This is a genomic window from Sphingobium sp. L-44, assembly GCF_056859495.1.
The window spans coordinates 1-23,900 of record NZ_JBSXOQ010000030.1; the positions used below are offsets into that span (position 1 = coordinate 1).

15 protein-coding genes and 1 tRNA gene are annotated in these 23,900 nt (G+C 66.5%); 4 read left to right on the plus strand and 12 right to left on the minus strand.

Translation table 11 applies throughout. The annotated features are described in order from the left end of the window. The 4 genes from AC13EK_RS01715 to AC13EK_RS01730 all read right to left on the minus strand — a co-directional run. Nucleotides 1-339 (minus strand): transposase (locus tag AC13EK_RS01715; RefSeq protein WP_483021994.1); only part of this gene is annotated, 339 nt, incomplete at its 3' end. A 291-nt stretch (nt 340-630) separates the two neighbouring features. Then, the gene (locus AC13EK_RS01720) at nt 631-4,203 is read right to left on the minus strand and encodes an error-prone DNA polymerase (RefSeq protein WP_483021995.1); all 3,573 of its coding nucleotides are present in this window, start codon (nt 4,201-4,203) and stop codon (nt 631-633) included. Next, entirely contained in the window at nt 4,200-5,795 is a 1,596-nt protein-coding gene (locus AC13EK_RS01725) for a Y-family DNA polymerase (protein WP_234792008.1), read from the minus strand. The genes AC13EK_RS01720 and AC13EK_RS01725 overlap by 4 nt, the downstream gene beginning before the upstream one ends. Then, the gene (locus tag AC13EK_RS01730; RefSeq protein ID WP_069336130.1) at nt 5,689-6,507 is read right to left on the minus strand and encodes an ImuA family protein; all 819 of its coding nucleotides are present in this window, start codon (nt 6,505-6,507) and stop codon (nt 5,689-5,691) included. Before AC13EK_RS01730 ends, AC13EK_RS01725 begins: the two co-directional genes overlap by 107 nt. 90 nt (nt 6,508-6,597) lie before the next feature. Between AC13EK_RS01730 and AC13EK_RS01735 the strand changes: the two genes are divergently transcribed. Further along, on the plus strand, nt 6,598-7,350 hold the full coding sequence (locus AC13EK_RS01735) for an isocitrate lyase/PEP mutase family protein (RefSeq protein ID WP_069336129.1): 753 nt from the start codon (nt 6,598-6,600) through the stop codon (nt 7,348-7,350). A 145-nt stretch (nt 7,351-7,495) separates the two neighbouring features. Here AC13EK_RS01735 and AC13EK_RS01740 read toward each other — a convergent pair whose 3' ends face one another. From AC13EK_RS01740 to AC13EK_RS01760, 5 genes are all read right to left on the minus strand, one after another. Further along, nucleotides 7,496-9,133: an alpha-N-arabinofuranosidase gene (locus tag AC13EK_RS01740; protein ID WP_069336128.1), complete on the minus strand. Its 1,638-nt coding sequence runs from the start codon at nt 9,131-9,133 to the stop codon at nt 7,496-7,498. A 56-nt stretch (nt 9,134-9,189) separates the two neighbouring features. Then, complete coding sequence (locus AC13EK_RS01745; RefSeq protein ID WP_069336133.1) at nt 9,190-9,996, minus strand: transglutaminase-like domain-containing protein; 807 nt, start codon at nt 9,994-9,996, stop codon at nt 9,190-9,192. Nucleotides 9,997-10,059: 63 nt separating this feature from the next. Continuing rightward, a complete protein-coding gene (locus tag AC13EK_RS01750; RefSeq protein ID WP_010335717.1) occupies nt 10,060-10,755 on the minus strand; it encodes a hypothetical protein in 696 nt (231 codons plus the stop codon). A 38-nt stretch (nt 10,756-10,793) separates the two neighbouring features. After that, nucleotides 10,794-15,014, minus strand: a complete 4,221-nt coding sequence (locus AC13EK_RS01755; RefSeq protein WP_069336127.1) for a translocation/assembly module TamB domain-containing protein — start codon at nt 15,012-15,014, stop codon at nt 10,794-10,796. Continuing rightward, nucleotides 15,014-17,185: an autotransporter assembly complex protein TamA gene (locus tag AC13EK_RS01760; protein WP_069336126.1), complete on the minus strand. Its 2,172-nt coding sequence runs from the start codon at nt 17,183-17,185 to the stop codon at nt 15,014-15,016. Before AC13EK_RS01760 ends, AC13EK_RS01755 begins: the two co-directional genes overlap by 1 nt. Before the next feature lie 150 nt (nt 17,186-17,335). Between AC13EK_RS01760 and recJ the strand changes: the two genes are divergently transcribed. The 3 genes from recJ (at nt 17,336) to AC13EK_RS01775 (ending at nt 20,305) form a co-directional block, all read left to right on the plus strand. Next, nucleotides 17,336-19,102, plus strand: coding sequence for a single-stranded-DNA-specific exonuclease RecJ (recJ, locus tag AC13EK_RS01765; protein WP_277788437.1), 1,767 nt, complete (start codon nt 17,336-17,338; stop codon nt 19,100-19,102). A gap of 101 nt (nt 19,103-19,203) precedes the next feature. Continuing rightward, nucleotides 19,204-19,278, plus strand: a tRNA-Glu gene (locus AC13EK_RS01770). A 373-nt stretch (nt 19,279-19,651) separates the two neighbouring features. After that, nucleotides 19,652-20,305: a Crp/Fnr family transcriptional regulator gene (locus AC13EK_RS01775; RefSeq protein WP_069336114.1), complete on the plus strand. Its 654-nt coding sequence runs from the start codon at nt 19,652-19,654 to the stop codon at nt 20,303-20,305. A 12-nt stretch (nt 20,306-20,317) separates the two neighbouring features. Here the strand turns inward: AC13EK_RS01775 and AC13EK_RS01780 are convergent, their stop codons facing one another. From AC13EK_RS01780 to AC13EK_RS01790, 3 genes are read right to left on the minus strand one after another with little or no spacing between them, the layout of a single operon-like run. Next, nucleotides 20,318-21,769 (minus strand): TRAFs-binding domain-containing protein, encoded by a 1,452-nt coding sequence (locus AC13EK_RS01780; protein WP_069336113.1) that lies wholly within the window; start codon nt 21,767-21,769, stop codon nt 20,318-20,320. 24 nt (nt 21,770-21,793) lie between these two features. Further along, the gene (locus AC13EK_RS01785; protein ID WP_069336112.1) at nt 21,794-22,276 is read right to left on the minus strand and encodes a nucleotide synthetase; all 483 of its coding nucleotides are present in this window, start codon (nt 22,274-22,276) and stop codon (nt 21,794-21,796) included. A 1-nt stretch (nt 22,277) separates the two neighbouring features. Further along, nucleotides 22,278-23,873 (minus strand): toll/interleukin-1 receptor domain-containing protein, encoded by a 1,596-nt coding sequence (locus tag AC13EK_RS01790; protein ID WP_069336111.1) that lies wholly within the window; start codon nt 23,871-23,873, stop codon nt 22,278-22,280. Nucleotides 23,874-23,900 lie beyond the last annotated feature (27 nt).

A 23,900-nucleotide genomic window follows, 5' to 3' on the forward strand; every position in this document is an offset into this window, starting at 1 on the left:
TGGGAACATCCCCTTTTTGAGCAGGCTTGCCGCCGTCCGGTGTGCTTTCAGGTGGGTCGCATCTATCATCAACTGGTCGGGCTTGCCGCCCTTCGCCGCGAGGGCCGCGAAGATCTTGTTGAACACGCCGAGCCGGCTCCACCGGATGAAGCGGTTGTAGATCGTCTTCGGCGGGCCATAATCGGCAGGCGCATCGCGCCACCGCAGGCCGTTCCTGATCACGAAGATGATCCCGCTGATGATCCGACGGTCGTCCACCCGTGGCACCCCGTGCGATAGCGGAAAATATGGCTCGATCCGGCGCATCTGCGCTTCCGACAACCAGAGCAGGTCACTCATCACGACGTCTCCTCACGCCGTCATTGAATCAACCCTTCGCTATCACCGCAAGCGATTTAATAGGTCCTGAGCCTAGCGCGTAGGATGGACGGCAGCAAATGGTCGTTTCTTGCAAGTTCTAGCCGGCGTCATCCTGACGAAAGTCAGGATCCATTCTGCGCTATGGCGGATGGGGAGCGCTGAATGGATCCCGGATCAAGTCCGGGATGACGGAACCGGCGAGGTCCGCTTTTCTGACCGACGATCGATCAAGCCGACGATAGTGAATGGCCGCTAGCCGTCCTTGCAATCTCAATGGAAGTCGCGCGATTTGGGCAGGATGCGCACGTCGCGGGGGTGACGGGCGGCGGGGGCGGCCTGTTTTGGCGGTCCGGATTGCGACAATCGGTTGAGGTCAGCGGTGCGGTCATGGATGCGGCTGGCCATCAGATGGACGACGCCCTCCTTGCTGCGTTGCACCTCGCCCTCGACCAGCATCAGCCGGCTGGCCATGACCGGGCGGCGCTGCAGCTCGAACAGGCGCGCCCAGAGCAGGATATTGGTGATGCCGGTCTCATCCTCGATGGTGATGAAGACGGCATTGCCCTTGCCCGGCCGCTGGCGCACCAGCACCACGCCAGCGGTGCGGACGCGCGCGCCATTCTTCGCCGCGCTGGTCTGGGCGCAGCTCAGCACGCCTTCGGCCGCGAAGACCGGGCGCAGGAACTGCATCGGATGGCCCTTGAGCGAGAGGCGGGTCACCGCATAATCATCCATCACCTGTTCGGCGAGCGGCATGGCGGGCAGCATCGCATCCGCCTCCTCCCCCAGTTCACGCGCGGCGCGGTCGTGCCGGCGGGCGGCGGCGAACAGCGGCAGCTCGTCCGACGGGGTGCGGCGCGCCTCCCATAAAGCGGTGCGCCGGTCCTGTCCCAGCGAGCGGCAGGCATCGGCATCGGCCAGCAGCCGCAGCGCCCGCGCGGGCAGGCCGGCGCGCCGGGCCATATCCTCGATGCTGGTGAAGAGGCCCCCCTCCGCCCGCGCCGCCACCATCTGCGCCGCCCATTGTTCGCGGAAGCCATCGACCTGGCGCAGGCCAAGCCGCAGCGCCAGCGCCCGGCCGGTTCCTTCGCCCTTGTCTGCGTGGCGGCTGCGCAACAGCGGTTCCAGCCCATTGTCCCAGCCGCTCATATTGACGTCGACATCATGGATGGCGACGCCATGCTCGCGCGCGTCGCGGACCAGCTGGGCCGGGGCATAGAAGCCCATCGGCTGGGAATTGAGCAGGGCGCAGGCGAAGATGGCGGGCTGGTGGCATTTGATCCAGGCCGAGACATAGACTAGCCGGGCGAAGGACAGCGCATGGCTTTCGGGAAAGCCATAGCTGCCGAACCCCTCGATCTGCTTGAAGCAGCGCGCGGCAAACTCCGCCTCATAACCGCGCGCGGTCATGCCGTTGATCATCTTCTCGCGGAAATGATGGATGGTGCCGACATTGCGGAAGGTCGCCATCGCGCGGCGGAGCTGATTGGCTTCGGATGAGGAAAAGCCGGCCGCGACGATAGCCAGCTTCATCGCCTGTTCCTGGAACAGGGGGACGCCATAAGTGTCCTTGAGCAACTTCTCCAACTCGTCTGGCGGGCCGAAGTCGGTACCGGGGCTGGGATAGTCGACCTTCTCCTCGCCGCACCGACGTCGCAGATAGGGATGCACCATATCCCCTTCGATCGGCCCCGGCCGCACGATCGCCACCTGCACCGTCAGGTCATAAAGGTTGCGCGGTTTGAGACGGGGCAACATGTTGATCTGCGCCCGGCTCTCGACCTGGAAGACACCGATGCTGTCGCCCTTGCAGAGCATGTCATAGACGGCCGGATCCCTGGATTGCAGATCGACGGTCAGGTCATGGCGACCTAGTCCATGCTGGTTCATCAGCGCATAGGCCCGGCGAATGCAGCTGAGCATTCCCAGCGCCAGCACATCGACCTTCATCAGGTGCAGCGCGTCGATATCATCCTTGTCCCATTCGATGAAACTGCGGTCGGCCATGGCCGCATTATGGATCGGCACGGTCTCGTCCAGCCGATCCTGAGTGAGGACGAAGCCGCCGACATGCTGGGACAGATGACGGGGGAAAGGCGCTCTGATCAATTGCTGGACCAGGGTGCGCAGCCGCTGGATTTCACCATTGTCGAGGGCAAAGCCGGCATCCACGAAGCGGGCATCGCCAAGATCGCCCGAATAGCTGCCCCACACGGTCGCCGACAGGCGCATCACTACATCTTCGCTGAGGCCCAACACCTTGGCGACTTCGCGCAGCGCGCTGCGCGAGCGATAATGGATGACGGTCGCCGCGATGCCAGCACGGGCCCGGCCATAGCGGCGATAGATATATTGCATCACCTCCTCGCGCCGCTCATGTTCGAAATCGACGTCGATATCGGGCGGTTCGTTGCGCTCCTCCGATACGAAGCGGGAAAAGAGCAGGTCATGCTCCATCGGATCGATCGACGTGACCCCGAGCAGGAAGCAGACGATGGAATTGGCGGCCGATCCGCGTCCCTGGCACAGGATTGGCGGCTTCTGCGCGCGGGCGAAGCGCACAAGGTCATGCACCGTCAGGAAATAATAAGCGTAGTTCTGGCGCCGGATCAGGCGCAATTCCTGACCTATGAGCGCGCGCACCTTGGGCGGAAGCTGGCGGCCATAGCGCCGCCGGGCACGCCGCCGCACCATATCTTCCAGCCAGGCGTCCGGCGACCAGCCCGCCGGCACCGGCTCATGCGGATATTCATAGGCGAGATCCTTCAGCGTGAAGTCGATCCCGTCGATGAAGCGGATCGTTTCCGCCAGGGCATCGGGACAGGCGGAAAACAGCCGGGCCATCTCCGTCGGCGATTTCATGTGCCGTTCGGCATTGGCCTGCAATCGGGTGCCTGCCGTCTTGAGCGTTACCCCTTCGCGGATGCAGGTCAGCACGTCCTGCAGCGGACGGGTGCCGGACGTCGCATAGAGAATATCGTTGGTCGCGATCAGCGGGATGCCGATGTCGCGTGATACCGCCTGCATCATCGCCACATGGCGGGCGTCTCGCCCCTGATAGCGCATCGACAGCCCCAGCCAGACGCGACCCGGCATCCTGTCCTGCAATTGCCGCGCGGCCTCCTGCCAACTGGGTGGCGAGGCGGGCGGGACCAGCCGCAAATGCCGAGATGGCACGGGGATAGCCTCATCCTCGAACGCGTAATTGGGCGGGGCGTCATGCTCCTGCTGCGCCTGCGCCGTCGACAAGGGCAGGATGATCATCCGCCAGTCGTCGAGATAATCGAGCAGGTCGGCAAAATGCAGGATGCAGTCGCCCTTGATCGCCTTGATATTGCCCTTGGTCAGCAATCGGGTCAGCTTCCCCCAGCCTTGCCGCGATGCGGGATAGACGATGATATCGGGGGTGCCGTCGACAAAGACCAGCCGGGCGCCGACGATCAGGCGCAGGTCGGTTTCGCAGCCTGCTTCCTCTTCGGGCGTCAGGCTTTCGGGCTCACCCCGCGCCTTCTTGTCCTCCAGCAGCCTAGCGCGCGCCTTTTCCGGCGCATCACGTAGCGCGACATAGGCGCGGACCACCCCGGCGACGCTGTTGCGATCGGCAAGGCCGATGGCCTTGAGACCCAGGGCGATCGCTTCCCCCACCAGATCGGCGGGATGGGATGCGCCATGGAGGAAGCTGTAATTGCTGATCGCGACCAGTTCGGCGAAGGGGGGCTCGGCCGGTGCCGGGCGCGGCGGGGCGGGTTTTGTGTTTTCTCGGGCTGCCTCGATCACGTTCAATTCGCGCCGGTCGATCGATCGGGGTTTGGCGGGATCGGGCGGCGGGCGCCGGCCGCTCATGCGAACAGGCCGTGAATATACCAGCCGGGATGGACGGTCTCCGCGCCATAGAGGCCGTGGCGGAAGATCCAGTAGCGGCGGCCGCGCGCATCCTCGACCCGGTAATAGTCGCGGGTGCGGCCGGTGCTTTCGCCTTCGATCGCGCCGTCCTTGGCCTGCCACCATTGCGGCGCGATCCGTTCCGGCCCCTCGAACCGGGTGACTTCATGCAGGGTGCGGCGCCAGCGGAAGCGGTGGGGCGGGCCGTCGGGCACTTCCGCCACGACATCGATCGGCTGGGGCGGATCGAACAGATGGAGCGGACGCATCGGCGGGTCGCCGGGCTCGCCGACCGGCACCCAGCCTTCGGGCGCGCGATGCTCGACCGCCGGCAGCGCCAGCTGTGCCTGTTCGGGAATATGGCTGTCGCGTGGTTCCAGCCGCTGGATGCGGGCGCGCCCGGCGCGGATCGACAGGCGATCGACCAGCGCCTCCACCCCCTCGCTCTTGCGCGCCTCGCCCCCTTCCAGCGCAAGCTGGGTCGGCGCCATCGGGTCGGCGCGCGGCACGGTGAGGCGCAGCATGTCGAAGCCGAAACCGGGATCGAGCGGGTCGGACAGGCTGTCGATCCGTTCCTGGAACAGGCGCATGATCGCCGGCGCATCGCGGATCGGCAGGCTGGTTTCGACCCGGATCGGGAAGGCGAGGCCGTCGCTGCGGAAAAAGACCGCCTCGAACCGGCGACCGCCCTGGCCGCGCTCGGCCAATTGTTCACCCGCCTCCGCCGCCATTTCCGCCACGACTTTCACGGCATGGGCGCTGCTGCCCATCGGTTCGGCAAAGCGCCGTTCGACCCGGATCGCCGGGCGTGGGCGACGGGGGGCAAGCGGGCGATGGCCCAGGCCCAGCAGCGCATGGAGCGCGTCCACAGCCTCCTCGCCGAAGCGGGCGGCGAGCGCGGCGGCCGGGCGCGCGGCGAGATCGCCGACGGTGCGCAGTCCTGCCCGGCGGAGAGCCACCGCGCTCTCCGCCTCCAGCTCCAGCGCCTCGACCGGGAGGCGGCGCACCGCCGCATCCTCGTCAGGCGCGGGGGCGGCGGGGAAACGGGCGAGCGCATGGGCGGCCTCGGGCGATGCGGCGATGGCGTGGCGCACGCGCATGCCATGCCGTTCCAGCCGGTCGGTCGCGGCCTGCGCCAGTTCCGCTTCGCCATCCCACAGATGGGCGCATCCGCTGATGTCGAGCATCAGGCCATGGCCGGAATCGAGCGCGGCATTGGGGGTGTAGCGGGCGCAGCCGTCGCATAGCCGCTCCAGCCAATCCTGGTCGCCATGGGGATCGGCCTCGAACACGCGCAACTCCGGCTCGCGGGCGCGCGCATCGGCCAGCGTCATGCCGGGGGTAAGGCCTGCCGCCAGCGCATCGGCATCCAGCGTCGCGAGCCGCATCGCGCCGCGAACATTTTCCACCACCACCGCGGGCGCATCGCCCTGCGCGGCCCAAAGGTCAGGCCGCGCGATCCGCAGCCGATCGATCGGCAGGAAGGGGAACCAGAGCGCCAGATAGCGGCGCACCGCCCTGCTGTCCGTCCTGTCCATGCTCATGGCGTTCATGCCGTCCGTCTCCAAAAGCCCCCTTCTCGCCATCCCATATCAGCCGCCAGGCCAGCCCGTCCGGCCCCGCCCGTCGCCGCAGCAGGCTGAGGGCGAAGGCGCTGTGCCCCGGCGCATTGCCGGGCAGCGGATCGGATGGGGCGGCCGCCACCTGCCAGCGGGTTTCCGCCGCGCTGGGCACCGGATCGCCGCCGACCCGCAGCAGGAAGGCGGTGACGCCCGATTGTTCGGCCGCCAGCGCCAATCGCCGGCTGGCGGTGAGGTCGAGCAGCGGGGCGCGCCCGCGCAATTCGATCAGCAGCGCGCCAAGCGCGGGGCAACGCAGCCCCTCCACCGCGGCGCGCAGCAGCATTGCGTCATCGGCCATCAGCCCGATCAGCAGCCGGGCCGGATCCAGCCCCAGCGCGGCGAGGCCGGGGCCATAGGGCGATCCGCCCGCCTTTGCCGAAGCCATCGTGCGCAGCCAGAGCAGCGGCGCGTCATCCGCCGCCAGCCGGGCGAGGATCAGCGCCAGGCCAGCCGCCGCCCCTTCCTCCTCCGCCGCGCCGAACAGTTCATGCACCCGCCCGCGCAGGAGGCCGCCGTCGAGCGCCGCGTCGAGCCCGGCATGACCGGTCGCAAGCCGGGCACAGCCGACCGTCGGCGCTGGCGTCCGGTCCAGCGCCGCGATATGCCGCTTCAGCGCGGCGAGACTTTTGATCGACTCGCTCATTGCATTTGTTCCTGATATGTTCTTATTTCACGCCATTGGCTGCCCGAGTCAATCCGCTTGCCAATCCAGAGGACAAAGAAGGATTTCCTGATGACCGACACCGCCCGCAAACGCGCCGATTTCCATGCCCTGCATCAGGATGGTTTCTTCCTGCTGCCCAATGCGTGGGACGCGGGCAGCGCGGTGCGGCTGGCGAAGAAGGGCTTTCGCGCGATCGCGTCGACCAGTGCCGGCGCGGCCTGGGCGGCGGGCAAGGATGATGGCGAACTGGGCCGCGACGCGGTGCTGGCGCATCTGGAAATGCTGGTCGCGGCGACCGACCTGCCGGTCAACGCGGATTTCGAAAATGGCTTTGCCGATGCGCCCGAGGATGTTGCCACCAATGTGACGCTGGCGGCGCAGACCGGCATTGCGGCCCTGTCGATCGAGGACTGGTCGGGCAGCGCGCTCTATGACCTGCCGCTGGCGGTGGAGCGGATCGCGGCCGCGCGCGAAGCGATCGACCGGGTCGATCCGGCGCTGATGCTGGTCGGGCGCAGCGAGAATTTCCGCGTGCCCGGCATGGCGCCGAGCGAGAGCATCGCCCGCGCCGTCGCCTATGCGGAGGCGGGCGCCGACTGCCTGTTCGTGCCTTTTCTGCTGGACCATGGCGCCGTCGCCGAACTGGTCGCGGCGGTCGCGCCCAGGCCGGTCAATGTCGTCATCCATGACTATGACGCGGCCGGCATCGCCGCGCTGGCGGCGCTGGGCGTGCGCCGTTGCAGCATCGGCGCCAGCCTGGCCCAGATCAGCTGGGCGGCGTTCGACGATGCGGCCGCGCGGTTGAAGGCGGCGGAGGGGTAAGGCCTTTCACCTGTCACTCCACCCGTTCGTTTCGAGCCAAGTCGAGAAACGGGAAGCGCTGATGTCTCCGCTTCTCGAATAGTTCATCCTGAGCGCCTGCCTTGGCAGGCAGTCGAAGGGCTCGAAGCGAACGGATGTGGGGGGCTTACTCCACCGTCACCAATGTCACCGACTTGGACGGCAGGGTCAGCGCCACCTGGCCCTGCGCCAGCCGCGCGGGTAGCGGGCTTGGCACGAAGGGATCGGCGCCCTCGAAGCGGATGCGGGTGTCGATGGTCGCGGCGGTCAGCGTCCGGGCGCTCGCCTTGCGCCATGCGCCCCCTTTCAGGTCGATGCGCACTGGCCGGGCGGCGGCGGGGTCGAGATTGACGATGCTAAGATGCAGCGCGCCCGCCGCATCCTTCGACGCCGACACGCTGAGCCCCGGCAGCCGCACCGCGCCCTCGACATAGTCGGGCGCCTGCACATCGACCGGGATCATCGTCGCATTCTGATGGACCTTGTAGAGGTCGAACACATGCCAGGTCGGCGTCACCACCATCTTGGCGCCCTGCGTCAGCACCAGCGACTGGATGACATTCACCATCTGCGCGACATTGGCCATGCGCACCCGGTCGGCATGATTGTTGAAGATGTTGAGGCTCATCCCCGCGATCACCGCGTCGCGCAGCGTGCTTTCGAGATAGAGTTGCGAGGGCGCGTCCTTCTCGCTGTCGAACCAGGCGCCCCATTCGTCGACCGCGATCGCCACCTGCTTCTTGGGATCATAGCGGTCCATGATCTCGGCATGACGACGGATCAGTTCGTCGGTCAGGTGGGCGCGGGCCAGCGCGGAGGCCCATTGATCGGTGCCAAAGCCGATATTGCGCCCCTTGTTGCGCCAGTCATTGCCGGCGAAGCTGTAGAAATGGAGTGACAGGCCCCACATCAGCGGGCGTTCGGTATTGTAGGCGAGCGGCGTGGGATTGGGGCGCCATTTCATCGCCTGCGCCATGACCTTTTCGGTCCATTCATAATCGTCGGTATCCGCGCCCACCGCGATCAGCTTTGCCCGTTCACCCGAATAGGCGCGCAGGAAGGCGGCATAATGGCGGAAGGCGGTGGCATAGGTGTCGGCGGTCATGTTGCCGCCACAGCCCCAGCTTTCGTTGCCGACGCCGACGAAGGGCACGGCCCAGGGCGCGGCATGGCCATTGGCGGCGCGTTCCTTGCCGGGCTGGCTGTCGGCCGGCGCGGTCATGTAGCGCATCCAGTCGTCCGCCTCGCGCACGCTGCCCGACCCGACATTGACCGACACGAAGGCCTTGGCGCCGATCTGGTCCAGGAAATCCATATATTCATGGGTGCCGAACGCATTGGTTTCGGCCGACTTGTCCCAGGCGGCGTTGATGCCGGCGGGGCGCTGCGCGGCCGGGCCGATGCCGTCGCGCCAATGATAGCCATCGGCAAAGCAGCCGCCCGGCCAGCGGACCACCGGCACCTTCACCTGGCGCAGCGCGGCGACCACGTCGCTGCGGATGCCGCGCACATTGGGGATGGGACTGCCCGGCCCGACCCATATGCCTTCATAGACGCCGCGGCCCAGATGCTCGACGAACTGGCCATAGATATTGGGATCGATGGTGGCGCCGGGTTTGCCGGTGTCGACGGTCAGGACGGCGCCGTTGCCGGGCGCAGCCGCTGGGGCCGATGCGCCGGCAAGGCCGGCAAGCAGGCCCGCCGTCGCCGCCAGCAGCGCCCGCCGCGTCCGCACCCAAGCCCGTCCCGAAAGCTGCACGCCCATGCCATCCCCTTCCTCAATTTGTCTGAGTATAGGCTAGGCGGGCGGCAGGGGCGGGGTCAAGGGGCCGTAACGTCCCCAGGTTCTGCCATCCGCGTCACATGGATCGCCTGTTCGTTCATCTGGGCGCTGCCGAAGATGGTCATGAAGGCGATGTCGGTGGCGTCGCGGCCGACGGCGATGCGGACCATGCCCTCGATCGGGGCCAACCCCGTCGCGTCGACCATATGCCAGGCGCCGTCGAGCCACACCTCCACCACCGCGTGGAAATCGGGCGGGTCGAGATCGGCGGCATAGACCGATACCAGCCGGGCGGGAATGTCGCGCGCGCGGATCAGCGCGGCGGTGAGGTGCGCGAAGTCGCGGCACACGCCACGCTGGGCGACGAAAGTATCGGCAGCGGTGGTGGTGATATCCGAACTGCCCGGCACATATTGCAGATTGTCATGCACCCAGCCGACCAGCGCCTGCACCAGCGGGCCGCCGTCCAGCCCTTCGAAATGGCCGCAGACGAAGCTGACGAACCTGTCCGCCTCGCAATAGCGGCTGGGCCAGATGAAGGGCAGCACATCCTGCGGCAGGCTGGGCAAGGGCGAGCGGGCGAGCGAGAAGAGATCGGGCGCGGGCCGATCGACATCGACCAGCGCCTTGTAGCGGCTGAGCATCCGGCCGGTGCCGCTGCGCGTCCAGGTGCGCCGGCCGATCGCGCTGCCGCCCATCAAATTGGTCAGCGGCCCGGCATTGTCGATGATATGCGATTGTTCGATGATGCGCTGGTCGGCCATGGCGGCGGCCTCGACGGCCATCAATACGTCGGTCGGTCCGGTAAATTCATAGTCGAGGGTCGCTTCGATCGCGAGACGCATGGCCATCCTTCAGGAGAGATTCGGCAAGATGTCATCCTGCCGATGCTGCAGGCCGCTGTCGCGCTATTCCGGCAGCTTCCCGAACGGCAGCAGCTTGCGCGCCTGGGCGGCGGCCGCCTTGCCGTTGCCAGCGCGCAGGGCGGGCAGGATGGCGGCGGCATTGCGCTTCATCAACTGGTCGAGCGGGGCGGGGGCAGGCGCATTGGCCGCCCGTTCGGCCAGCGCCAGCGCGCCGGCGACATCATTATGATCGGCGCGGATGCGCATCAATGCGGCCAGGCCCGAATAGAAGGCGCGGTTGCCGCCCAAGGCGACCGCCTTGCCCAGGGCAGCCTCCCCCACCTGTTCCTTCGCGCCCAGCACGGTGCGGGCGATGAAGCTGCCAAGCTGGTCGATCGCGTCGAGATGCCAGCCGGCGATCACCATCTGCGCCTCGGCATCGCGCGGGTTGCGGGCGGCCAAGGCCTCGAACGCGGAAAGCGAGCTGCGTGCATCGGCTCGGCTGCGGGTCAGCTTGGCGCGATAGCCGATCGCGACCGCGCGTTGCAGCACCGCCTCATGATCATTGGGGGCGGTCATCAATATGCGGTCGGCGGCGCTGATGGCCTGGCCGATGAGGCTGAGCGCCCGCGCCTTGTCGCTGGTCTGGAAGGCCGCCGCGGTCAGCAGCTCGCGCGGGGTTTCCGCCAGCGCGGCCGGCGCTGCGGAGAGGGCGACGGCACAGATGATCGGGCGGCAGAGCGACGGGGCGAAGGGCACATATTCTCCTGTTATGGCGGCGCCACCCTGGCGCCGGATCAATAGTCCCTGGAATAACGAAGTGCGGCGGAAGATCCCGCATTGGTGCCGGTCTTCGACAGGATGCTCAGCGTCTTCGACAGGGCGACTTCCAGCTGGGTGGCGGTGAAGCCCTTCGAGTCTGTCACCACCTCCACATAGATATTGTTGGAGATATGCTGGCCGACGGCGAGCGACGTGCCGCGCCCGGTATCCTCGTCACCGCCGACGATGCCGATCCGGTCGAGGCCCGATGCGCCCTGCAGCTTGCCCATCGGATTGAGTCCGCCGCTGCCGCCGCGCAGGCCGTTGAGCGCGGCCGCCAACTGGATCGCCTGGGTGGCGGACAGATTGGCGACATTGTCGCCGAACAGGATGCGCGAGAGAATCTCGTCCTGCGGCAATGTCGGCGTCGACACGAATGTGATGTCGGGCTGCTGCGCGGTGCCGGCGACGGCGATGCCGGCGCTGACATCGTCAATCTCGGTCAGCGCCTTGATTGCCAGCGTCGGGTTCATCATGTCGCCATTGAAGGTGATGACGCCCTGATCCAGGTCGAACTGGTGGCCCGAGAAGCTGTAGCGGCCGCGGATCACCTCGATCTTGCCGCTGACGCGCGGCTTGGTCGCGGTGCCGGTGACGCGCATGTCGGTCTTCCATTCGGAATCGAGGCCCATGCCGGTGACATAGATCTGGTTGTCGGCGCGCAGGCGGATGTCGAGTTTCCAGTTGGTCGGCGATGCAGCGGCGGCCTTGCGGTCGGCGATGCGCTGCGCCAGCACATCCTGGCCCTCGCCCTTGCGGCGGACGCCCTGCAATTCGCGAATCTCGGTGCCGCCCTGCCAGGCGACGCGATAGCGGGTCTCGGGCAGCGACAGGTCGCCCTTGATCAGGCCGCCATTTTCCGCGCTGTTGGTGATAGCGAGGGTACCGCTGACCACGCTGGTGATCGCTTCGCTGCGGGCGAGGCGGGCATGGTCCATCTTGACCGCGATGTTCATCGGGAAGCCGCTGTCGGCGGCCAGGCCGACAGTGCCGCTGGCCTGGACCGTGCCGTTGCCGGCGCGGCCGGAAAAGTCGCGAATGTCGAGCCGGTCGTTGGAGAAGCGGCCGTCGAGCTTCATCTGGGTGACGCGGGTGCCGAAGCTCGTATTGTCATAGGTCAGCGCATTGGCGCGGACCAGGCCGTTGAGTTGCGGCGCGGTCAGCCGGCCGCCGAAATCGGCTGCGACCGCGATGCCGCCGCTCAACCGTTGATCGGCAAGGCCGGCGAAGGAGAAGAGCACGTCGGCCGGGCCGGCATAGCGAATGCCGCCGCCAAGCGGCGCAGCCATCAGCTGTTCCGACCAGTTGGCGCCCGGTCCCGGCGGGGCCATGGTGGCGACGAAGCGGCCGATCGTGCTGTTGCCCTTGCGGATGAGGCCGCGCATGTCGCCGCCGGCGGAGGACAGCTTGCCCTCGACATTCATCGATACCGCGTCGGACACGGCGGCCAGGCTCGACCGGCGGAAATCGCTGATCGCCAGGCGCGTGGTCGCGGTCGGGAAAGCGGTTCCGCTCTGGCTGTAATCGACCATGCCGGTCGCCTTGCCGCCGATGCCCAGGCCCGGATTGGCGACATTGGCGATGGCGAGGTCGAAATCCTTGAAGCGGGCCTGCAGCGCCGTGTCCGTGCCGAAATGGCCAGCCAGATCGACCTTGCCCTGCGGCAGCACCAGGCTGACCGGTTCGAGCCGATAGCCGGTCTTTTCCGCGCGGATGATCGCCGGCTGGTTCAGGCGGAAATCGACATTGCTGGCCTTGCCCTGCAGCGCGACGGCATAGAGGTCGGGGCGCAGTGCGGCGTTGACCGCGACTGAGAAGGGTACGCCGCTGGAACCATCGGCGACCAGCTGGGCCTTGCCCCGGCCGCCCTGATAATCGAGCTTCGCCCGTGCCTTGCGCACGACATAGTCGCCATAGGCGGCGTTCGCCATCTGCACGTCGGCGATCACCTTGGGCTGGTCGCTCAGCAGCATAGAGGCGGTGACGACGGCGCGGCCGATGACGATGTCGGCCTCGCCCGGCAGCTTGGCATTGCTGGCGGTCGCGTTGACGTCGACGCCCTGCACCTTGCCCACGGCATTGAGCTTCACCGCGCCGGTGATGCCCGATCCGTTCATCGCCAGCTGGCCGGTGAAGGGGCCGGCATTGGACTGCTGGATGCGGCCATTCATGTCGACCCCGGCGAAGCGCGCCTTGGTCACGTCGATCGTCAGCGGCCCTTGCGCGGTGCGGATCAGGACATTGGCGAAGAAGGGGCCATAGGGCGATCCGCCGGTGGCATCGAGGCGATAGCCGGCCGGTTCGCCATTCAGCTTGGCGACGACATCGGTCAGCTGCACCCCGACATTGGGGCGCGGCGCGCGCAGCACAGCCTGCGGCCGGTCGACCGTGCCGCGCACGGTCAGGAACAGCGGGCCATATTGTTTGGAGAAGGCTTCGGTGTCGAAGGCGAGCTGGCCGTTGGTGTCATAGCTGCCCGAACCGGACCTGATTTGGAAATTGGGCGCTGCGCCCTTGAGGCCTGCCAGGGTGAACTTGCCCTCCGGCGTCATGCCGATCCGGCCGGACATCACCGCATTGCCGCCCAGGAAGTCGCGGACCGAGGCATTTTCCCAGCGCGCGGTGCGCACGCCGAACATGCCCGACAGGCCGAAGCCGCCCTTGGGACCGGGGATCAGCTTGACGTCGGTGTTGAGGTTGACGATGCCGACGCCGTCGATCCGATAGTCGTTGACACGACCTTTCAGCGCGCCGCGGTAGATGGCGTTGTCGAGATCGGCGAGGATGATGGCGGTGGCGTCGATCTTGTCGCTGTCGAGCTTGAGATTGTCGCTGATCAGCTTGCCGCCGGCATAGGCAAAGTCGCCCTTCACCCGCAAATTGGTCATCAGGCCGCCGGCGGCGGCATTGAGGCCGGTGACGCGCTTCGCGGTCGCGTTGACGGGGATGCGGATGCGATCGGCGTCGATCACGGCGCGGCCGCTGGCCTTCAGATTCTCGATGCCGGTGGCGTCGAAGGCGAGGGACGTGGCGCTGATGTCATAATCGATGAAGGGGGTCGCCATCGGCCCGTCGAGGATGATTGAGGCACGGACATCCTTGCCCTTCACCTTGTCCATGAAGGCGCCCGGCTGCAGCAGCGCGGCATTGATCTTGAGCGCGCTGAATGTGCTCTTGCCCAGATCCACCAGACCCTGCGCATCGGCCGACATGGCGGGTGAGCGCAGCGATCCCTTGAGGTTCACGCGCCGTTCGTTGAGGCCGGCGAACAGATCGACGTCGAGCTGCGGCCGGGTCAGCCGGTCGGCAATGTCGCCATAGACGAGGCCGGGGCGCAGCGGCCCCTTGGCGGTGAAGCTGCCGTCGCGGGCGGCGAGCGCGATATTTGCCAGTTCGCCCCTGGGCGTGGTGGCGATCAGCTTGCCGTTCCAGGCCTGCCAGGTGCCCTTGCCGTCAAGCGAGGCGGTCATGCCGTCGGGCAGGCCGCTCATCGCCGCGATCACGCCGCCCTTGGGCGCAGTCAGCGTGCCGCTCATCGCCAGGCGATTCTGTGCCGGCACCGCGTCCAGCTTCGCCTGCAGCCGATCGCCGCTGTCGACCACCGCATTGGCGGACAGCTGGGCACGGCCGTCGGCGATATGGACGACGCTGTCGATCGCGATCTCGCGCTTCTGACCGATCACCGGCTTGGCGAGCAGGAAACGGTCGAGCCGCATCCGGTCGACGTCGATGTCGAGGTCGGGCAGGATCGGCGCATTGGGATCAGTCGGGGTCTGGTTGAATTGCGGGCTGCGCGCCAGCACCACCAGCGGGCTTTCCAGATTCTGGACCGAGATGTGATTTTGCAGATAGCGGAACGGGCGCCAGACGACATGCACCCTGGGGCTGACCGCGAACACGCCCTCGGGGTCGCGCAGGATCAGGTCGTGGATGGTCATGTCGCTATAGATCGATCCCTCGATCCGGCCGACCTCGATCCCCATGCCCGATTCCATCTTGAGCGCGGCGATCTGCTTGATGAGGAAGCTTTTGCCCGGCTGGGTATCGAGGAACAGCAGCAGGCCCGCGACCAGCACCACCAGTCCGACGATCAGGCCGGCCAGGCCGATGGCGATCTTCTGCCACAGCGGGCGGCCCTGGCGGATCACCACGGTCTCGGTCGCTTCGGGCGCGGGGGGAGGGGTATCTTCCGCCATCAGAAGGCCTGTCCGATACCGATGTAGAGGGCGAATTTGGATTCGCCGGGCTGGCGGTTGATCGGCATGGCTATATCTGCGCGGAAGGGTCCGAAATTGGTGTAGAAACGTCCGCCCAGGCCCACGCCATAGCGGATGTCGGAAAATTGCGGGATCTGGCTTTCATAGACCTGACCCGCGTCGACGAAGGCGACGACGCCATAATTGCCGAAACGATAGCGGCCCTCGACCGCAAATTCATTGACCGATCGGCCACCGATCGGATCATTGTTCGCGTCCTTTGGCCCCAGTTCCTGATAGCCATAGCCACGCACCGATCCGCCGCCGCCGGCATAGATGCGCCGCGAAGGGGCGACATCGTCGCGGGCGACACCGTTGATCGTGCCGATCTTGGTCCGCGCCGCCAGCACGAAACTGTCGGAAATCGGATAATAGCCGGCCAGGTCGAAGCTGGCGCGGACATAGGGCGAGACATTGCCCTGCAACGACGCTTCGGGCGATACGCGCAGATTGGCGCGAAAGCCGCTGGTCGGGTTGAGCAGGTCGTTGGAGCGATCATAGCCGACCTGCACCGGCAGGGCGCCGATGAAATAGGTCAGCCGCTTGTTTTCGCCGCTTTCGTCGATCGTGGTATTTTCGTTCGAAAGCAGGATTTCGCCGCCATAGGTATAGGTCCAGCGCTTCTGGAAGATCGGTGTCGATTGGCGCGACCAGCTGGCGTTGAGGCCCAGGGTAAAGGCTTCATAGGCGTCATATTTCTGATGATTGACGCCGGCGCCCGCCTGGAAGGTCTTGTCGCGCTTGCCCGCATTGGACCGGCGGAAGGTGCCCGATACGCCCTGTTCCTGGGTGCCGGCGATGACGCTGGCGATCAGGGCGCCTTCGGGCGGGAACAGGTTGCGATGGGTCCAGCTGCCTTCGGCGCGGAAGCCCTGTCCGGTGCCATAGCCCAGTTCGCCGGCCAGCCGCCGGGCCGGGCCGGCTTCCTGATCGACATGCAGGTCGACATATTCGGTGCCATCGGGGCCTGGTTCGCCGGTCTGGACCGGATCGACCGCGACGCTGGCGAACAGGCCGGTCGCGACCAGCGCCTTGCGCAGATCGTCGACCTTGCGGCTGTCATAGAGGTCGCCTTTGTCGAAGCGGGCGATCACCGCCATATGGTCTGCGCCGAACGCCTGCTTCTCGCCGCTGGTGGTGATGGTGCGGAATGTGCCGCGCGGGCCCGGCTCGACCGGCAGCGTATAGTCGCCGGTCACGGTCGCGGGATCGAGCAAGATGTCGCGGTCGCCGATCCTGGCGAAGGCATAGCCCTGTTCCGGCAGCTTGAGCGCGACATTGGCCTCCGCCGCTTCGACCGCAGTGGCGACGATATAATCGCCGGTCTTCAAGGTCAGGCTGTCGCGGATCAGGCCGGGCGGGATCGTCTCGGGCGCATGGATGACGATCTCGTTGATCTTGTAGCGCTTTCCCGGCGTCACCGACAGAATCGCCTTCAGCGTGCCATCCTGCTGCTGGTCGAGCGAGGCGAGGGCGGTGGCATCATAATAGCCCTCCGAATGGAACAGCCGCACCGCCAGTTGTTCGTCGGCCTGGGCGCGCTGCTGCACCATCGATGCGGTCTCGGCCTTGCCCTTGCCGTCGATCAGGGCGGATGCGGCGCGGAACTCATCCTCCAGGCCGGTCTTGCCGAAACCGTCAAGCTGGGTCGCGTAGCGGACCTCGGGCGTTTTTTCGTCGCTGTCATCATCGGCGACATTTTCCGGCACGGTCACGCTGTCGAGCGCGGGCAGTGGCTGGGCCAGTTCGGTTTCGACCGGCGGTTCGGTGGCGGGGGGCAGTTCGGCGCTGGTCGCGGGCGCCGTGCCGCTGGTCGGCGCGCTGCCCTGAGCATTGCCCTGTGCCGGCATCTGCTGGTCGAGCCAGTCGTCGATCGAGGGCAAGGGGGCCTTGCTGTCGGTCCCGCTATTGCTGGCCTTGTTATCGACGCTGCCGGCGCCGGGCAGGCGCGCGTTGAACTCGTCGTCGGGCAGGATCGGTTCTTCGTCGGCGGGCGCTGTGGTGCCGGGGGCGCTGGCCGGAACCGTCTGCGCCATCAGGGGCAGGGGGGAGGCGGCTGCCATGATCATGCCCAGCGCATGCCGAACATATCTCGCCTGCCGCTTCTTCATCTGTCTGCGATGCCCCTTTCGCACCGGGCATCCCATATGTCCGGCAAACAGGCAATACGCCCAATGACTTGCAACGGTTCCGCCTGCGTGACGATTTCGCCCGGCGGCGCGGCGCTTCCATCGGTGCCCCCGCCGGTCTAGAGCCGCATCATGACATTTGCGCTCAACATCGCTCGATCGATCACTGGCCAGCCCTGGCGCTGGCGCGGCCTGGGGGCGGACGCGCGTTCGCCCGGCTATCAGCCCGACGATCTGGTGGCGCAGCTGTTGCTGGCGCGCGGCTGTCCGCCCGACGGGGTGGAGGCGCATCGCAATCCCACCATCCGCCATTTCATGCCCGACCCCAGCCTGTTTCGCGACATGGATGCGGCGGCCGAACGGCTCGCCGATGCGGTCCAGCGCGGCGAGGATGTCCGCATCTTCGGCGATTATGACGTCGATGGCGCGACCAGCGCAGCGCTGCTGATCCGGTTGCTGCGTGACATTGGCCTGGATGCCCGGCCCTATATCCCCGACCGGCTGATGGAGGGCTATGGCCCGTCGGGCGAGGCGCTGGTGCGGCTTGCGGGGGATGGCGCGCAACTGATCGTCACCGTCGATTGCGGCGCGCAGGCGTTCGAGGCGCTCGACATGGCAAAGGCGGCCGGGGTCGATGTCGTCGTCGTCGACCATCATAAATGCGCGGCGGCGCTGCCGGTGGCGCTGGCGCTGGTCAATCCCAACCGGCTGGACGAAAATGCGGGCGCGGCCGTCCATGGCCATCTCGCCGCCGTCGGCATGGCCTTCCTGCTGGGTGCGGCCTTGCTGCGGACGCTGCGCGCGCGCGGCTGGTTCGCGACCCGGCCGGAACCGGCGATCATGGAGTTGCTCGACATCGTTGCGCTGGGCACCGTCGCCGACGTCGCGCAGCTCAAGGGGCTCAACCGCGCCTTCGTGGCGCAGGGGCTCAAGGTCATGGCCAAGCGGCGCAATATCGGCCTTGCCGCGCTGATGGACACCAGTCGCCTCAATCGTGCGCCGCTCTGCCATGATCTGGGCTTCGCGCTCGGGCCGCGCGTCAATGCCGGCGGGCGTGTCGGCAAGGCGGATCTGGGGGTGCGCCTGCTGACCACCGAAGATCCGGCCGAGGCCGCGCGAATCGCCGCCGAATTGGATCGACTGAACGAGGAACGGCGCGCGATCGAATCGATCGTGCAGGAACAGGCGGAGGAATTGCTGGCCACGCAGGGCAATCGCGCCGTGGCGCTGGTCGCCGGGCCGGGCTGGCATCCCGGCGTCATCGGCATCGTTGCCGGGCGGCTCAAGGAACGGGCCGGCCGTCCCGCCATCGTCGTCGCGCTGGACGAGGATGGCGTGGGCAAGGGGTCGGGCCGCTCCATTTCCGGCGTCGATCTGGGCGCGGCGGTGCTGGCGGCCAAGGATAGCGGCCTACTGGTCGCGGGCGGCGGCCATGCGATGGCGGCGGGGCTTACCGTGATGGCCGACAAGGTCGATGCGCTGGCTGAGTTCCTGGACGATCGCCTGTCGGCCGCCGTTGCCCGTGCGCGGGACGAGCGGGCGCTGCTGATCGACGCGGTGCTGGCGCCGGCCGGGGTCAATCCCGACTTCGTCGCCGCGATCGAGGCGGGCGGCCCCTATGGCGCAGGCTGGCCCGCGCCGTTGATCGCTGCCGGGCCGATGCGGGTGATTCGCGCCGATGTGGTCGGCAATGGCCATTTGCGGGCGATCATGGCGGGCGATGATGGCCGGTCGATCAAGACGATCGCCTTCCGCCAGGCCGAATCGGAACTGGGTCAGGCGATTCTGGGTGCGCCGCGTGACCGTCGCCTGTGGGTGGCGGGCCGTGCGAAGATCGACGACTGGGGCAGCCGACCGGCCGCAGAGCTGCATCTGGAGGACGCTGCCTGGGCCGATTGAGAAAGATTGCAATTTTCTTGCGCAAAGGGGGTTGACCCTTTCGCCGGTCCCGCCTAATTGCGCCCTCGCTTCGCAGCGCTGCCACGGCGGCGACAACGAACGGCCCCTTCGTCTAGCGGTTAGGACGCGGCCCTTTCACGGCTGAAACACGGGTTCGATTCCCGTAGGGGTCACCATCTTCACAGCAAGGTGGTGCATCGCTCTGAGAGCGAACCTGTCCCTGTCAGGGACCATCCAGCAGCAGATATTCTCGATCGGTTCACGCACCGGCATGTGGGTTCCACGTGCGGCGCGCCCTCTTGTGGTTGATGGCCGAACCGCATGGAGATTGCGAAAAAAAAGGCCCGAAGCCATATGAAGCTCCGGGCCAAGAAAAGGTTGCCCCATCGGGGCCTCCTTCGGGTCGCGCTGATTCCCTAGGGAAATCTCCTCGGCATGGCCGTGATGCAGATCACATATTTTCCGAGAATCATCCTGCCCTCCTGTTCATCCGGAGCGCATAGGCTATGCCGGTAACGGAACGATCGATCGTCACCGAGGAGTGAAGGATTGCAGGTCGAGGAACAGGTCGAGGTGCTGGCAGCGGTTTTCCGATGTGATCGGAAGGCGGCAGAGCTGCTGCGCCGCGTGCTGGTTCCGCAGCAGGTCGGCGCCAAGCAGATATTGGCCCGGCAAGGGGAGGCGTCGCACCATTGCTGGCTGATCGTCGACGGGTGCGTGGCGGTGCAGACCTTTGGCATCGATGGCCAGCGCCAGCAATTGGCGCGTCATGGGCCGGGGGAATTTTTCGGCGCCTATCCAGCGCCCACGACGCACCGGGCGGAGATAGAGGTGCTGGTCGAGAGCTGCCTGTTGCGCGCGGAGGCACAATCGCTGGCCGCGCTGGTGGCGGGCGATGCGCAGATCGGCGCGGGCATGGCCTGGCTGCTGGCGCGGCAACTCGACCGGGCGCTGGATCGAATGGCGACCCGGTCCACCTATAGCGCGGCCGGGCGGGTCTATAGCGAATTGCTCGCGCTGGCCGATGGTCGCGACCATATCGTGCCAGCGCCGCAGGTCACCACCCTAGCGCTGAGCGCGAACACGACCCGCGAGACCGCGTCCCGCGCGATCGCCGTGCTGATCCGGCGCGGCATCGTCAGTCGGGAAGATGGTCAGATGCAGATCCATGCGCCGCGCATGCTGGCGGACATGGTCGTCTGAAGGCGCGCGCCGTCAGTTGGACGGCGGATAATAATGGCCGACCGGGCAATCGCCCTGGCGAGTCATCACTTCGCCGGCAATCTCGAACCGATAGCCGGGGCCTTGCAGTGACATGGCGGCGGCCTGTGGCCAGGGCATGCAGATGCTGCCGGCCGGTGCGGCTGGCGCCAGGAGCAGCGCCAGGCATTCCTCGCCATCGATCGGATCATTCGGCATGACCGTTTGATATTCCAGCGCCAGCCCATGGTCCGGCCAGTCCCTCAGGATCAGGCTGGCCTGGAGCATGGCGGTGGCCATATCGTCGAATGCCTGGAAATGCAGGCCATTGGCGCTTTCGCGCATGGTTGGCGCGAGGCGCGTCGTCGATGCCAGCACAGCCTTGTTGATGGCCATGGGCAGCGCATCGCCAGAGGGAGGCATTGATTGTTCGAGGATGATCTTGCGCACGGGCAATGTGCGTGACTGCCACAGCCGATAGGCGGGGGCAGGCTGATCCGAGGCGCGACCGACATGCAGCGCGATGGCCTGTGTCGCAAAGGCGTCGGCACGGCGCAGCGCCAGTCCCATGGCGATCTCGCACCCCTTGTCGATCGCCGCGTTGGACAGGCTGGTGATGGCGTCGGGCGCTTCCAGGCTGTCGGCCATGTCGATCAGGCGATCGAAGCGGGCGAGCCAATGGTCACCGAACCGGCAGACCGAGCTTTGCCGAAAGACGTCGAGACTTGTCGGCAGGACGATGTGCAACTGGATGCCCCGGAAAAGGGCGCATTCGGCGATCAGGATATCGGCGCCCGCGGCGAGCGCCCCGAAGGCGGCACCCGGCGCAATCTGGTCGAGCGCTTCCTCGATCTTGGTGCGCGCTTCCTCCTCATTGTCCGGCAGGCCGATGATGCCGCTGAAGTAGAGGCTGGGTGGCGGGCGCAGCGGGTCGAGGATCGCGGTAGAGCGTTCCTGCCTGGTCAATATCTCGTGGAATTGCCGCAGGGTCGCGGCATGATCTTCCCAGGCGTCCGGCGCGGCCGCCATGGCCTGTGCCAGGGCGGCCTGGGCTGCGGCCTCGTCACCCAGCAGCAGATGAGCTTCGGCCGCTGTCGCCGCCAGCCAGTAGCGCGTTTCCTGCACATGATCGCCGCTGTCGAGCAGTGCCAGCACCTGGCGGGCGAGGTCGGCCGCGTCGGCGGGGCGATCGTTCAGAAAGGCGAGGGTGGCGGCATTGATGAGGGGATAGGTGGCGCGGCAGTCGCTGGCCGCCTGGAGATAGGCCTGCCGCGCCTCGTCCAGCAGCGCGGCGCGTTCCGAGCCTTCGCTGCGCAGGGCCCGATCCTTGAGCAGCCGGCCCTTCAAGGTAAGCGCCTCGGCTTCGCGCGACTGCAATAGGCCCGCCGCGCTGAACATCGTCCAGGCGCGAACGGTGTCGCCGCTGCGTGCAACCCTGCGGATCTGCGCAAGGATCGGAAGGATCATGTCGCCACCACCCCGTCGCTGCGCTCAGTCTTCCTTGGGCGGCGGATTCTTGATGTCGGGGTCGATCGACAGCGGGATCCATTTGGGTTCGGTGGCACTGGGATTTTGCAGCAGGTCGATATTGATGTTGAAGCCGTGCCGCGTGCCATATTTGCCGCCCTGGTTGTAGCGTGCCTGGAACCGGACGGTCTTGTAGCGGTCCTGTTCGGCGCGATAATCATCATAGATCAAGCCGCCGTAAAAGGAAGACAGCGGCTCCTCGGTCGTGATGGCGTCGTAATTTTTCGAGAAGAACAGCTGATCGCCGATCAGGTTGATTTCCACGATCGAATTTTCGGTGATCGCGATATAGTCATGATCGGTCACGCCGGGCTGTTCATAGCGCAGCGAAACCCAACCCTCCTCGCCCTTCAGTGCGACATTGAACTGCAGCGGCGCGACGCCATCTTCCAGTTCGACCTCGATCAATGGCGCCAGGCCATATTGGGTATAATTCAGCGTCGACATTCTATTTGCTCCCCTTCGTCAATGGTTTGGCCAGCTTGCCCTGCCAGACCCGCCAGTCCTTGTTCGCCGGATCGCGCGCCACCAGGTCGGCGACGTCGGCGCGGGCTTCGGCGCGCAGCGCCTTGGCGCGATCGGTTTCACCCAGATCATAGAGCAGGTTCGACATGGAATAGCGCGCCAGCATCCAGTCCTGCAGATAACCGGCATTTTTCGGATCGCGCCGGAGCAGAGACCGCAGGATCGCGTCCTGCTTTTCGCGCTGCACCAGTGCCGCCCGGTCATCCCCCTGCAGGCGCAGCGCGTCCGCCATCCAGGCATGGCGATTGGCGAGGTCGGCGGCGATCGCCGGATCGCCGGGCGCCAGGCGCTGGACCCGCATCATGGTGTCGAGCGCGCCCTTGCAGCTTTGCAATGTTCTGTCGGGATTCTTCCTGGCGAGGGCGATGGTGCAGATATTGCCCTGCGCATAGCCCAGTTCCCGCCAATAGGCGTCGTTCGCCGGACGCAACTGCACCAGCCTTTCGGCCAGCGCCTGATAGGATTGGAAGCGTGTCAGGGCGGCGTCGTTCCGATCGCGGATAAAATCGACATAGCCGAGCCAGAATTCGCTCTGGGCATGGGCAAACAGGCGTTGCGGATCGTTCGGTGCGGCGGCCAGCAGGGTGGCCGTGACGCGATAGGCCTCGCGGAACTGGGCGATGGCCTCTGGCGTGTCGCCGCGCTTGAAATCATCCTCGCCCATGGCCTGCAGGATGCGGGCGCGCCGTTCGAGCGAGTCGCCCGGCAATGTCTCCAGGTCGGGCTGGTCGGCATAATAAGCGAGCGCACGCTTGTTCACCGTCTGCAGCACGTCGAGCCGGCCAACGCCCTCCAGCTTTTCCCGCAGATCGGTCAGCATGAATTCGATCAGTCCCTCTGCCTGCTGGCGCTGGCTTTCTGCCTCGCTCCTTGCCCGCGCGACAAAGACCAGCATCGCCGCCATCAATAGGACAAGAAAAAGCGCAACAAATGTGACGGCTATCACACGGCGCAACTGGCGCTGGGCGTCGCGCTGGATGATCTGGTCAAGCGGTACGCCGGTCAGGCCGGCGACGATCTTCAACCGGGCCAGTTTGGGGCCGTCGCTGTCGGCGCGAAAATCGGCGGCGATCGGTTCACGCTCTATGCCATCGGCATCGCGCGCGATCAGCGCGGCGGGAAAGCTGTCGGCCGGCTCACCCGCGACCAGCGCGACGATGATCGGCCGGTCGGGATGAAGTTCGCGGAACAGCGCGATTTCCGCATTGACCCAGCGCGAGGCCTTCGCCGCTGGCGAGCATAGCACCAGCAGGGCGTCCGACTGGGACAGGGCCAGGCGCACCTGTTCGTCGAGGCTGGAAGCGGCCGGCAATTCGGCGCGATCGCGAAAGATCGGGGTCAGCCGGCGCGGGACCGCCGCCCGGCCGGTCTGTATGCCGATCAGGCGCCTGGGCATCCGATAGGTTTCCAGCCAATGATGCAGCTTTCCCGCCGCGCGCTCGTCGGCATGGCTGTAGCTCAGAAAAGCACGATATTGGCGCGGGCCGACCGTGGCAGGCGCCTCCTTGACCTTGTTCATGCGCGACCCGCACTCACTCCATTGTCC

Bases quoted from the DNA above. Each gene is read 5' to 3' on its own strand.
- AC13EK_RS01720 (WP_483021995.1), bottom strand. From the start codon at position 4,203: ATGAGCGGCCGGCGCCCGCCGCCCGATCCCGCCAAACCCCGATCGATC.
- AC13EK_RS01725 (WP_234792008.1), bottom strand. From the start codon at position 5,795: ATGAACGCCATGAGCATGGACAGGACGGACAGCAGGGCGGTGCGCCGC.
- AC13EK_RS01730 (WP_069336130.1), bottom strand. From the start codon at position 6,507: ATGAGCGAGTCGATCAAAAGTCTCGCCGCGCTGAAGCGGCATATCGCG.
- AC13EK_RS01735 (WP_069336129.1), top strand. From the start codon at position 6,598: ATGACCGACACCGCCCGCAAACGCGCCGATTTCCATGCCCTGCATCAG.
- AC13EK_RS01740 (WP_069336128.1), bottom strand. From the start codon at position 9,133: ATGGGCGTGCAGCTTTCGGGACGGGCTTGGGTGCGGACGCGGCGGGCG.
- AC13EK_RS01745 (WP_069336133.1), bottom strand. From the start codon at position 9,996: ATGCGTCTCGCGATCGAAGCGACCCTCGACTATGAATTTACCGGACCG.
- AC13EK_RS01755 (WP_069336127.1), bottom strand. From the start codon at position 15,014: ATGGCGGAAGATACCCCTCCCCCCGCGCCCGAAGCGACCGAGACCGTG.
- AC13EK_RS01760 (WP_069336126.1), bottom strand. From the start codon at position 17,185: ATGAAGAAGCGGCAGGCGAGATATGTTCGGCATGCGCTGGGCATGATC.
- recJ (WP_277788437.1), top strand. From the start codon at position 17,336: ATGACATTTGCGCTCAACATCGCTCGATCGATCACTGGCCAGCCCTGG.
- AC13EK_RS01780 (WP_069336113.1), bottom strand. From the start codon at position 21,769: ATGATCCTTCCGATCCTTGCGCAGATCCGCAGGGTTGCACGCAGCGGC.
- AC13EK_RS01785 (WP_069336112.1), bottom strand. From the start codon at position 22,276: ATGTCGACGCTGAATTATACCCAATATGGCCTGGCGCCATTGATCGAG.
- AC13EK_RS01790 (WP_069336111.1), bottom strand. From the start codon at position 23,873: ATGAACAAGGTCAAGGAGGCGCCTGCCACGGTCGGCCCGCGCCAATAT.